Origin of the sequence: Thalassospira sp. MIT1004, assembly GCF_001858545.1 — a bacterium.
GTDB lineage: Bacteria > Pseudomonadota > Alphaproteobacteria > Rhodospirillales > Thalassospiraceae > Thalassospira > Thalassospira xiamenensis.
On sequence record NZ_MCAO01000043.1, the window covers coordinates 323,359 to 335,150 of the forward strand.

General features: G+C 51.5%; 11 protein-coding genes and 1 tRNA gene. 8 read left to right on the plus strand and 4 right to left on the minus strand.

The annotated features are described in order from the left end of the window. Positions 1–86 precede the first annotated feature (86 nt). A complete protein-coding gene (locus BC440_RS17410) occupies positions 87–1,055 on the plus strand; it encodes a sugar phosphate isomerase/epimerase family protein (protein WP_210766370.1) in 969 nt (322 codons plus the stop codon). A 273-nt stretch (positions 1,056–1,328) separates the two neighbouring features. Beyond that, a protein-coding gene (locus BC440_RS22480; RefSeq protein ID WP_230729406.1) for an IS5 family transposase occupies positions 1,329–2,062 on the plus strand; the annotation gives its coding sequence in 2 pieces (ribosomal slippage) (positions 1,329–1,604 and positions 1,607–2,062; 732 coding nt in all). A gap of 234 nt (positions 2,063–2,296) precedes the next feature. Here BC440_RS22480 and BC440_RS17425 read toward each other — a convergent pair. After that, positions 2,297–3,208, minus strand: a complete 912-nt coding sequence (locus BC440_RS17425; RefSeq protein ID WP_071240750.1) for an AraC family transcriptional regulator — start codon at positions 3,206–3,208, stop codon at positions 2,297–2,299. 155 nt (positions 3,209–3,363) lie between these two features. On the opposite strand from BC440_RS17425, the gene BC440_RS17430 reads away from it, so the two are divergent. The 5 genes from BC440_RS17430 (at position 3,364) to mdlC (ending at position 9,751) form a co-directional block, all read left to right on the plus strand. Beyond that, entirely contained in the window at positions 3,364–4,575 is a 1,212-nt protein-coding gene (locus tag BC440_RS17430) for an FAD-dependent monooxygenase (protein ID WP_071240751.1), read from the plus strand. Between the two features lie 3 nt (positions 4,576–4,578). After that, on the plus strand, positions 4,579–5,664 hold the full coding sequence (locus tag BC440_RS17435) for a maleylacetate reductase (RefSeq protein ID WP_071240752.1): 1,086 nt from the start codon (positions 4,579–4,581) through the stop codon (positions 5,662–5,664). Next, a complete protein-coding gene (locus BC440_RS17440) occupies positions 5,661–6,503 on the plus strand; it encodes a dioxygenase (RefSeq protein ID WP_071240753.1) in 843 nt (280 codons plus the stop codon). Before BC440_RS17435 ends, BC440_RS17440 begins: the two co-directional genes overlap by 4 nt. Positions 6,504–6,599: 96 nt before the next feature. Beyond that, entirely contained in the window at positions 6,600–8,051 is a 1,452-nt protein-coding gene (locus BC440_RS17445; RefSeq protein WP_071240754.1) for an aldehyde dehydrogenase, read from the plus strand. An 80-nt stretch (positions 8,052–8,131) separates the two neighbouring features. Continuing rightward, positions 8,132–9,751: a benzoylformate decarboxylase gene (gene mdlC / locus BC440_RS17450; RefSeq protein ID WP_071240755.1), complete on the plus strand. Its 1,620-nt coding sequence runs from the start codon at positions 8,132–8,134 to the stop codon at positions 9,749–9,751. Between the two features lie 561 nt (positions 9,752–10,312). Here the strand turns inward: mdlC and BC440_RS23565 are convergent. Both BC440_RS23565 and BC440_RS23570 read right to left on the minus strand, forming a co-directional pair. Continuing rightward, positions 10,313–10,768, minus strand: a complete 456-nt coding sequence (locus BC440_RS23565) for a hypothetical protein (protein ID WP_230729404.1) — start codon at positions 10,766–10,768, stop codon at positions 10,313–10,315. A 23-nt stretch (positions 10,769–10,791) separates the two neighbouring features. Beyond that, positions 10,792–11,154, minus strand: coding sequence for a helix-turn-helix domain-containing protein (locus BC440_RS23570; protein ID WP_230729402.1), 363 nt, complete (start codon positions 11,152–11,154; stop codon positions 10,792–10,794). Between the two features lie 49 nt (positions 11,155–11,203). Between BC440_RS23570 and BC440_RS17460 the strand changes: the two genes are divergently transcribed. Further along, positions 11,204–11,455 (plus strand): hypothetical protein, encoded by a 252-nt coding sequence (locus BC440_RS17460; protein ID WP_083379417.1) that lies wholly within the window; start codon positions 11,204–11,206, stop codon positions 11,453–11,455. Between the two features lie 108 nt (positions 11,456–11,563). Here the strand turns inward: BC440_RS17460 and BC440_RS17465 are convergent. Continuing rightward, a tRNA-Met gene (locus BC440_RS17465) sits at positions 11,564–11,640 on the minus strand. Positions 11,641–11,792 lie beyond the last annotated feature (152 nt).

Sequence of the window (11,792 nt, forward strand, 5' to 3'; positions counted from 1 at the left end):
CTACAATTTGCCTCCGAGATGGAGCATTGAAACAGACATTTTGCGCAATTGCGTCAGTTTGCGCTTTATAAAAACGGATTGCGCAATTGCCTGTCAGCCTGTTTCCCCGAAAAATCGGTGCAGATTTAACGGCTGGCGCACGCTTGCCATTTGCATCAAAAGGAATATCGATCATGTCCGCAAACGTGCAGAAACTAATCCTTCATCCAACCGTCGCCCGACATGCGACCTTTGTTATGGATACTGTCATTGCACGCCAGGTCGGGTTTGACGGGCTGGAACTTTCGGCAACGAAACTTGATGCATTTTTGGCTGCCGGCCTGACGCAGGATGATTTGCGATCTTACCTGGATGGCCTTGATTGCCCCGGCCTAGGCTATTTGCCCGATATCGAACACAGTGACCCCCAAGCAGCCGGCCTGTTTGCGGATGCGGAAAAGCTTTTTAACATGGCCGCGATGGCTGGTGCTAAAGGCGTACAGATTTTAACCGGTCCGCTTGATGTGCAGCAGGTTCTTGATTACCAAAATCAGCCTGCCCTGCACCAGGATCATGCGTTTTTAAGGCTGGATCACAAAGACCAGATCGCGCTTTGTGCCGCCAATCTGCAAAAACTGGCTGACCTTGCTGCCCCGTATGGGCTGGTTTTGTACCTGGAGGCACTGGGCTGGTCACCGGTTAATCGCCTTGCTGATCAGTTGGAAATTATCGACCGTTCTGCGCGCGAAAATGTACGTATCGTCATCGATTATTGGCATTGCTATGTTTCTGGGGACACGCCCGATATGGTTGCCAAAATCGATAAATCACTAATTTACGGAGTGCATTTTTGCGATTCAAATCCCTATCCGGGTGGCATCCCGATCGAACCTGTCTTACGCGATGTGCCAATTGGCCAGGGTGTGATCAACCTTAAACACTGGACCAATGCGGTTAAGGCAACCGGCTACAAGGGCTGGTGGAGTGCGGAACTATTTTGTCTTCGTCAACACCAAGATAACAGCTTCACTGTCGCTCAACAGCTCTATAATTTAATGGACAGCATCATCCGATAACAATTTTTGCTGTATAGATGCGTTGCTCGCAACGAGCAACAAACCGCTTAGCCTGTTCAACAAAGGGTTTTACTGATAGTTTTTTTTGAAAAGGACTGAGTGAATATCAAATAGCATAGAAAGAGTAATACTTTCAGGAAATTGCCCTCCGATATCTAGGCGGTGTTTACATTCAGGATTTCCATTTAGCCGAGAATATGATTCAAGATTCTGGCTGTATGGAGGTCAGCATGAATGGATCGACAGGAACTGAGTGACGCACTTTGAGATCGGATGGCTCCACTGTTACCGGGCAAAGCAACAGACCCCGGACGAACGGGGCAGGATAACCGCCTGTTCGTGGAGGCGGTCCTGTGGCTGGCGCGCTCAGGGGCACATTGGCGTGTTCTGCCCAAGGAGTTTGGTCGCTGGCACACGGTTTACCAGCGTTTCAATCGCTGGTGTCGCAAAGGGGCTTGGGAAGATCTTTTCAAAGCGTTGAGCGATGATGCCGACTTTGAGTATATCCTGGTCGACAGCACTATCGTGCGCGCTCACCAGCACAGCGCAGGTGCCCCAAAAAAAGCGATCAATCCGAAGATCGGTTTGAAGCTCACGCGCTGGGACGGTCCAAAGGTGGACTGAGCACCAAAGTCCATGCAGCCACCGATGCCTTGGGCAATCCAGTACGTTTCATCCTGACGGGTGGTGAGCGCAACGACATCACCCAAATCGAAGGTCTTCTCGAAGGTTTGAAGGCAAATTATGTGCTGGCGGACAAAGGTTATGACGGTCAACGCGCCATGAACGCTATCGCCACGACCGGAGCAAAACCTGTCGTACCCCGTCGAACCACAACAGCACAATGGAGGCCTTTCGACCGAGAACTTTACAAAGAGTGCAATATGATTGAACGTTTCTTCAGCAAAATCAAAAACCTCAGGCGTATTGCAACCCGTTATGACAAACTTGCCAGAAACTATATGGGGTTCCTAAACCTCGTCGCCGCGCTCAGATGTTGTCAATGAATGTAAACACCGCCTAGTGGCCAGACTTGCTGTATGGTCTCGTGATCCTAGCGCGGTAAACCTGTTACGTCAGGTCATTCTCAAACTTACAGTCGTTACCAACAAAGCTGGAAACAAGTCGGATCGCCTGCGTACATGCACTGCTGACTTTGACTTCCCTGCAATAGCTTCCTCCCCAACGAAGACATAGGTAAAACGGCAAAATTCCGCCTATTATCCCGATTGAGCTGGACGTCACTTTCTGAACTGATCAACGCTATGGCTATACTGCTCCCTCATCCTTCTGCGAAACTGCTTTGGGGTTTCACCTGTTTGCGCAACGAAGAAACGGGTAAAATATGAGGGGCTTGAAAATTCCAGCATATATGCGATTTCCGAGATTGGTAGGTCCGAGAAGACAAGCTTGCGCTTCGCCGCGAGCAACAACCTGTCGCTGATCATCTCACCAGCTGTTTTGCCAGTCACAATTTTTATCGTTCTGCTCAGATGGGTCGTGGTTACGGAAAGCTTGTGTGCGTATTCATTGACGGAAAACCTGTTTGTTTCATTCTGCTCCAGCAGCGACTGAAACCGATTCACAAGCTGCTGTTGCCGACCCGAAGATTGCTCACTGTAGTCCGGCTTAACCGACAATCCCCGGTTTAACTTAACCAGAAGAAGCGTGAACAAAGATTCCAAAGCAAAGTTACGTTCTTCGTCGAATTTTCGATGTTCCTTCTCAACTTGCAAGGCCATCGCCACAGAATCATCCAGAAGTTCCTGGTGCAATGCCCCGACAAGCAACTGAGGTTTGCTAATCCATTTCTGGGCCCAGCCGGTATCTCTGGCAACACGCATCACATCAATTGTCGGAACGGTTATAACCCACCCCTCCATCCCAACCTGATAATCGAAGGCATGGCTGCAAAGTGCGGGCAACCACACCAATGCCGGGCCGACAATATCGTGAGACAGATAGTCAATCTGACCCTTGACGGCGCCTGCACCAAACACAAACATTTGTGCAAGGCCTTCGTGATAATGCGGCTCGACCGACCATCCATGAATATGACTCCGTTCGACAATACGCTCACAGTTCAGAAAACCCACATGATCTGACGGGTCCCCCAAAACATAACGTTCCCGATCAAGATGCGTTTGCGTCATGAAACATCCAAATGTTGAAAAATTGAAATTTTAAGTCCTGTGCGTGGCTTGTTCACAACATAGGAATACTGAACAATTGCGGCAACAAATATAGGAGACCTTGCATTGCATGCCGCGCGAAGCAAGGAGAACCAAGGAAAATCGGGAGGACAATTATGACAAGCATCGCAATTGCCGGGGCAGGTATCGGTGGCCTGACAGCAGCACTCTATTTACATCGCAAAGGCTTCGATGTGAAAGTTTTTGAGGCTGTCCACGAAATCAGACCGCTTGGTGTTGGCATCAATGTCATGCCTCATTCGTCAAAATTGCTGCATGACCTTGGCTTGGGCGAGAAGCTCGACTTTACGGGCATTCGTACCCGCTGCATCGAATACCGGACCAAATACGGCCACGTCATTCAATCCGACCCGCGCTGCATCGAAGCAGGATTTCCTGCACCACAATATTCCATCCATCGCGGTGCGTTACAGTTCCTGTTGCTTTCCGAAGTTCACAACCGCGTCGGTCCGGGCTCTGTTGAAACAGGCAAACCCGTTACGGGCTATCGTCAGGATAACGACGCTGTCACGGTTCTATTCGAAGACGGTTCGGAATTCACCGCAGATTTTCTGATTAGCGCCGAAGGGTTACGTTCAACGACCCGACAGCAGATGCATCCGAACGAAGGCCCGCTGAAATACGAAGGCACCATGATGTTCCGTGGTGCAGTTGAAATGGACATGATCGGCGATGGCAAAACCATGGTCATTGCCGGGGATCACGATGTAAAATTCGTCACCTATCCGATCAGCGAGAAATTCCGCAAACAGGGCAAGGCGCTGACAAACTGGGTTGCAGAACTGCGCCACAGTAGCCCGCGGCATATTGACGATGCCGATTGGACACGTGGCGCGACAATTGACTACATCACGCCGTTCCGCGAATTCCAGATGAGTGACATGAATTGTGCTGCCATCATGGAAGCAACCGAAACCGTCACCGAGTTTCCGATGGTGGACCGTGACCCACTTGATTTCTGGACGGATGGACGCGTGACCCTGATGGGCGATGCAGCCCATCCGATGTACCCGATTGGTGCAAACGGCGCGAGCCAGGCCATTCTTGACGCCCATATGCTTGCTGAATGCCTTGCCGAAAACAACCATCCGGACGGCCTCCTTGCCTATGAAAACATCCGTCGTCCTGCCACAGCCAATGTTGTTCTAAGCAACCGTGAAGGCGGCCCTGAAAGGGTGCTTGATATTGCCGCTTCCCGCGTAACTGGCCCAGATGACAAAATCGAAGACCTGATCACACCGGAAGAACTCGAACAGATTGCATCAGGATATCGCAATGTCGCCGGTTTTCAGAAAAAGGCGGTCTGATCCATGGCAGTGTTCAACGTTGGGTTCGACCCAAAAGGTAAACCCGTCCAGGTACGGTTTCAAACAGGTGGTCGTCTTAACCTTAACCCGGAACTCGATGCTATTGGTGGCAATCGAGCACTGGTTCTGACCACCCCGGAACAAGTCGATCAGGGTGAGAAATTAATCACCAGCCTTGGGGACAGGGCCGTTGGGCTGTATTCCAGCGCGACCATGCATACGCCGGTGGAAATCACCAAGGATGCCTTGGAAGTTGTCAAGAAATCTAATGCAGATTGTCTGATTGCAATCGGTGGGGGATCGACCATCGGACTTGGTAAAGCCATTGCCTATCAGACCAACCTCCCCCAAATCGTTTTACCAACAACCTATGCCGGTTCTGAAGCAACTCCGGTATTGGGTCAGACGGAAAACGGGGTCAAATCAACCCTGAAATCAGAGCGAGTCCAACCAGAAGCGATCCTGTATGATGCCGAGTTGGTGCGCACCTTACCGGTTGCCATGACGGTAACCAGTGGCCTTAATGCCATGGCCCACGCGGTTGAAGCCCTTTATGCCAAGGACGCCAACAGACTTTCGACCGAGCTTGCCCTTTCCGGACTTCGTGCCTTTGTCACAGGTTTGCCCAAAGTTGTCGTGACACCAGACGACCTCGGTGCGCGGGAAAACACACTGTTTGGTGCATGGACGTGTGGCGCTGTCTTGGCACAGGTTGGAATGGCCTTACATCACAAACTTTGCCACACACTCGGTGGCACACTGAATTTGCCCCATGCTGCCACCCATGCCGTCATTCTACCGCATGCGACGGCCTATAACGAAGCAGCGGCTCCCAATGCCTTGAAACCGCTTGCCAACATTCTTGGAAGCGACAGCGCTGGTGGCGGAATGTATAATTTTGCAAAAAGGCTCGGGGCACCAACGGATCTACGTTCCCTTGGTGTCAGCCAAGGCGATCTCGACAAGGTCGCAGATCTGGCTGTGCAAAATCCCTATTGGAACCCAGCCCCCATCGAACATCTTACAATTCGTGCGTTGTTGCAAAATGCCTATGACGGTGTTCACCCAAACAAGGGAACCACCTCATGACTGGCTTTTTCACCGAAGAAAACTCAGCCGGAGCCGTAAACGCGCGCATGCGCGATGATATTGATCCACGATTGAAAACAGTCATGTCCGCGTTGGTCAAACATCTTCATGCCTTCATCAAGGAAGTCGAGCTGACAGAAGAAGAATGGGAAACTGCCATCTCGTTTCTGACCAATACTGGACAAATCTGCAGTAACGAGCGCCAGGAATATATTCTTCTAAGCGATGTTCTTGGCGTCTCGATGCTTGTCGACGCCATCAACAACCGGCGTCCGTCAGGTGCGACCGAAAACACCGTTTTTGGTCCCTTCCACGTCAGGGACGCACCGGTACGTGAAATGGGCGACAGCATCTCGCTGGATGGCAAAGGCGAAACGTGCCTGTTTACCGGTCGGGCGTTGGATCTTGATGGCAATCCGATCAAAGGGGCGAAGATCGATGTCTGGTCGGATAATGCCGATGGCTATTACGATGTCCAGCAACCTGACAGCCAACCCAAATGGAACAATCGTGGCATTTTCATCACTGATGCTGATGGCAAATACAGCTTCATTGGGATCAAACCGGTAAGCTATCCCATTCCCGATGACGGACCAGTTGGCAAGATGCTCGCTGCACTTGGCCGACACCCATATCGCCCTGCCCACACGCATTTCATGGTCACCGCCCCGGGATATCAGAAACTGGTCACACATACCTTTGTTGGCGATGACCCGTATCTGTCCTCCGATACCGTTTTTGGTGTCAAGGAAACCCTCATCGCTCCTTTTGAACGAAACGCGGATGGCTCCACACGGTGGGTATCCCAGTTTGATTTCGTTCTGGCGAAAGAAGCCTGATAACCGCCAAAACCCTACCAAAAAATAGAACCCCACAAGACACCATCATAAAACACTGCACATCTAAAATTACGCAGTTCAGGGAAGGAAACCGCAATGAATATCGACATGCTTATCGGGGGAACCCCGACCCGATCAATCGACAACGAACAGTTCGAGCGCAAAAACCCCGTTTCAGGTGAAGTTGTCACAACGGCACCTGCAGCTAAAAGTGCCGATGTCGACCGTGCCGTAAAAGCTGCTGCTAGCGCTTTCAAGACCTGGTCAAAAACAGGACCATCCGAACGTCGCGCCATTCTGCTTAAGGTCGCAGAAGAATTTCAGGCCGCTGTTTCAGACTTCATGCAGACTGCAGCACAGGAAACGGGTGCCACCAAGGTATGGCTTGGCTTTAATGTCAAAGTCGCATCGGGCATGATCCGCGAAGCCGCCGCCATGACAACTCAGCTCAAAGGCGAAGTCATTCCGACCGACAAGCCAGGATCGCTTGCCATGTCGGTGCGTCGTCCGGTCGGCGTGCTGGTGGGCATGGCGCCGTGGAATGCACCGATCATTCTGGCAGTGCGTGCTGTGGTCATGGCCATCGCATGCGGGAATACGGTCGTTCTAAAGGCGTCGGAACGCTGTCCACACACACACCGGCTGATTGCCGAAGTATTTCAGCGCGGCGGTCTTCCCAAAGGCGTACTGAATGTCATCACTCATTCCGCTGATGACGCCCCCGAGGTCGTCTCGGCTCTGATCGCGCATCCAGATGTCAAACGGATTAACTTCACTGGATCGACGCGCGTTGGTCGCATCATCGCTGAACAGGCTGGCAAACACCTTAAACCTGTGTTGCTCGAACTGGGTGGCAAGGCACCACTGATTGTTCTTGATGATGCAGATATTGATGCTGCAGTGAACGCAGCAGCATTTGGCTCCTTCCTTAATCAGGGACAAATTTGCATGTCGACCGAACGCGTTATTGTCGATGAAAGCATCGCTGATGAATTTGTCCGCCGCTTTGCTATCAAAGCCAAATCCCTGACATGCGGGGATGCCACCAAACAGGATGTCATTCTGGGTTCCGTGGTTGATCGCGACATTATTGATCGAGTACGTCATCTCGTCGATGATGCTGTGACAAAGGGGGCAACAATCGCGTCGGGGGAAGTTCCCGAAGACAGCACCATTATGCCCGCAACAATTGTTGATCGGGTAACCCCCGCAATGGACATCTATCGCGATGAAAGCTTCGGCCCGGTCGTTGCCGTGCTTCGTGCACGCGATACCGACCACGCCATCGAACTTGCAAATGACAATGCCTATGGTCTGTCAGCATCCGTTTTCGGATCAGACATTACACAGGCGATGCACGTTGCCGAAACCATTGAATCAGGTATCTGCCATATCAATGGCCCAACGGTTGCCGACGAAGCCCAGATGCCCTTTGGTGGAGTTAAAGCATCCGGCTATGGCAAGTTCGGCAGCCTGCAGGGCATGGAACAATTTACCGAACTTCGCTGGATCACGATTGAAGACCCACATCAGCACTATCCGTTCTGATCAAAAGCGCCGGTTGCCGGAGCAGTTTCGGCAACCGGCCTGACACCCAAAACGACATAGCAGACCAAGGAAGCGGATAAATGCCATCCTCACATAAGGCTGATCAATCAGGTAACTGGACAACCGTCAGAGAAGCGACCTTTGATTTCTTTCGCTCTGTCGGCGTAGATACTTTCTTTGGCAATCCGGGGTCAACCGAGCTTGCCATGCTTGATCGCTGGCCAGACGATATCCACTATGTCCTTGGACTACACGAAGCATCCGTGGTCGGTATGGCCGATGGGTATGCGCGGGCAACCGGCAAGGCCGCCTTCGTCAATGTCCATTCTGCAGCAGGATTGGGCCATGCGCTTGGCAATGTTTATACAGCGTTCCGTAACCGGGCACCGATGGTAATCATCGCCGGGCAACAGTCCCGTGAGCTCTTGCCCAATCAACCATTTCTCGGTGCGACGGATGCCGCAGACTTTCCCAAACCCTATGTGAAATACAGTATCGAACCGGCACGCGCAGAAGATGTCCCTGCTGCGATTGCACACGCCTACCGGATAGCAATGCAACGTCCATTCGGTCCGACTTTTGTTTCAGTCCCAGCCGATGACTGGAATGTCCGCTGCAAACCACTGTCTTTGCGTCAGGTATCTTCTGAAACCTCGCCTGACCCACACATGATTTCGGATGCTGCCGCGATGATATCGAAAGCAAAGTCCGTTGCATTTGTTGTAGGCGCGGAAATTGACGAAGAAGGTGCTGGCGAAGCCTTAGTCAAACTTGCAGAACGCTTGCAGGCCCCCGTATATGCTGCACCCTTTGCGGCCCGGGTTACATTCCCGGAAAACCATGAACTGTTTGCGGGTTTCCTCTCTGCAGCACCGGCCAAGGTTTCTGCAACCCTGATCGAGTATGACCTTGTCGTTGCCATCGGCGCACCGGTTTTCACCTATCACGTCCCAGGTGAATCCGATTTGGCAGACAGTCACACATCTATCATCCACTTAACGACAGATACACATGCCGCGTCCTCGGCACCACTTGGGACCAGCATTGTCGGCAGCCTCAAATTCAGTCTACCGTTGCTCGAAGAACTGACCGTTGGGCGCCCGCCTAAACCGCGTCCGATCTCACGTCCTCAGCCGACAGCTCCAAAGCCTAGCGAACATATTTTCCCTGACTATTTCCTGTATCGTCTGGGACAAGAGATGACGCCGGATACCGTACTGTTTGAGGAAACTCCATCGGTAAGACCTGCTTTGCAGGACTTTGTCCGAGTTCAAACGTGGGGGAAATTCTTTACCATGGCCAGTGGTGGTCTTGGCTATGGCCTTCCGGGCGCCGTTGGCTACGGTATTGCCAAGCCAGAACAAAAGGTTGTCTGCCTGATCGGAGATGGATCCTTCATGTACTCGCCGCAGGCCTTATGGACCGCAGTACAACACAATCTGGACCTTGCCATTATTGTTTTGAACAATTCTGGCTACGGCGCGATGCGCTCTTTCAGTAAGATTCTGCAAGTCCGGGACGTTCCCGGCATTGAGCTTCAAGACCTTGATTTTCTTGATCTCGCCAAGGGCATGGGGTGCACTGCGCAACGGGTTGAAGCTTCAAGCGAACTTGATGATCAGTTCTCAAAGTTCATGGCAGGAAGTGGTCCTCGCCTTCTCGAAGTCGTCATCGACCCCGGGGTTCAGACTCTTTATTGAATTTTATCTCGCGAAGACGCCCGTGCGAATAATTGGAAAACCAAAAATATGCCAAATGCAAAGTTATACATTGATCAGTCAATATGGACTGAATGCCAAACTGTATTCTATTCATCATTACCCAAAATTCGGAAAATCTTGTGCACCCATTTAAACGTGTCTGAAAAGGCATGCCAGCTCGCCCTGATTCCGGTACTAGGGATTCCAGATCAGCCCGAAGTAAATATTGAACTTCACATCATGCCACACCCTGATCGCACCAAAGATCGCCTCTGTTCGTTGGCTAGCGCCCTAAAGGCGGCACTCACGTCTCTCTCGAACTGTAAATGCGCCGTACGTATAACCACTCTCGACCCGGAAACCTATATTGCCCTAAAATGAACTAGCTCGGTTTTCTGCGGAAACATATCAAACCATCTGCCTTAAATATAACGCTAACACAGTCTTAGAACAGGTTGGTTAGCTCGCCATAGCGAGGCAGTAAACTACCTTGCTCTAATTTCTTTTTACCGAATATATCCGCCATGGCTAAGGACCAGTTTCAGAAGGCCCCACAATCAATCACCCCAAACACGAAACTATTCCAACTCCCAATCCTTGATGCTGGGCAATGGATTTAAGTCTATCCATGAGGTGATGCTGGGTCGTATCCCGCACACAGCGGTTTTTCGCAACCAACTGAATCGTTTTGCCTGTAATACTTGCCTGTACCTGAGACAACCAGGCGCCGGGGTTACTGCATCCCGGCACATTGGAACGAGAAACTATCGCGCATATTTCCTGCCATTCAGGCGGCCCCGAAAAGCCGTGCTGAGTAAGCATATCAGCAGCATCTAGTTCACCTGACAGCTCCATCATCAAACTATCCAGCGCATCAAGGATGGCAATCCTAGAAGGTCTTTCCCCCTTCTGTCGCAAACCATCAAGCTCAAGCTTGACCGCATCCATACCAACGCGATTAATCGCTTCATTTACCCGCAAGCAAGCATTGGCCAACGTCCAAGGTTCGGAGCACAATCGCTGCCACTCCCTGGCTAAAATCAAACATTGATCATCGACGGCAGGAAGGACGGTTGCCCCAACTCCAGAAACAGCATTTGCCTGTTCTCTTTCATCCGTGTTTTCTTTTTTATCCGTGTTCTTCTTATTGGAACCGGCACCACGTGCCGGTTTAATGCCGGAATGAGGGAACCAGATGCCGGTTTAGAACTAAGACCGATCAGCTGATAAGCGTTGCGATTACGAAGTCTGCCCACGGCCCGGCTCAGCTTGGCAACCAACCCAAGTTCGTTCAACCGCTTAAGCGCCTGACGCACCTTGCGATCAGACAGGCTCGCCTCGTGTGCAATGGTTTCAATCTTGGGGAAGCATGCCTGCGTCCGATCATTGACGTGTGATGCCAAAACGATTGCGACACTCTACTGCGCGCTGATGACGGACTATTGCCTTGAAATGATCGAAAGCACAGGCCCGATCATCGTCGAAGGTCCGTTTGCCGCAAATGATGTTCTTTGTCAGTTACTAGCAACAATCCGCTCACAGCAAACCGTGTTAACCACACCTGACAGCAGCGGAACCAGCTTTGGTGCCGCAATGCTCAGCAACGGGCCATTTGCAGAGCAACAAAGACAACTTGATCCCGTTCCCACCATCTCCGTTCCCGGCCTTCAATCGTACCGCCACAAATGGCGTGGATTGATTTAGATGTTTAATCCACGTATCGAAGCAAAACACCCCGCTCGGGAATGCCGAGCGGGGTGTTTTGCTTTAGGGCTCTGTTATATCTCGCACAGAAGCGATTTATAACAGAAGTGGTTGCGGGGGCAGGATTTGAACCTGCGGCCTTCAGGTTATGAGCCTGACGAGCTACCGGGCTGCTCCACCCCGCGTCAGGGTGATGATTAACCGGTGGGTTAAATAGATAACGCCGCATCATGGAGTGAGGCGGCGCTGGATGTTTTGTGTGATTAGGGAATATTTGCTGTGTTTTGAAGGCCCGGCGGTGACCTACTCTCCCGTGCCTTAAGACAAAGTACCATCG

Coding starts and splice junctions, on each gene's coding strand:
- BC440_RS17425 (WP_071240750.1), bottom strand. CDS start 3,208: ATGACGCAAACGCATCTTGATCGGGAACGTTATGTTTTGGGGGACCCG.
- BC440_RS17430 (WP_071240751.1), top strand. CDS start 3,364: ATGACAAGCATCGCAATTGCCGGGGCAGGTATCGGTGGCCTGACAGCA.
- BC440_RS17435 (WP_071240752.1), top strand. CDS start 4,579: ATGGCAGTGTTCAACGTTGGGTTCGACCCAAAAGGTAAACCCGTCCAG.
- BC440_RS17440 (WP_071240753.1), top strand. CDS start 5,661: ATGACTGGCTTTTTCACCGAAGAAAACTCAGCCGGAGCCGTAAACGCG.
- BC440_RS17445 (WP_071240754.1), top strand. CDS start 6,600: ATGAATATCGACATGCTTATCGGGGGAACCCCGACCCGATCAATCGAC.
- mdlC (WP_071240755.1), top strand. CDS start 8,132: ATGCCATCCTCACATAAGGCTGATCAATCAGGTAACTGGACAACCGTC.
- BC440_RS17460 (WP_083379417.1), top strand. CDS start 11,204: ATGATCGAAAGCACAGGCCCGATCATCGTCGAAGGTCCGTTTGCCGCA.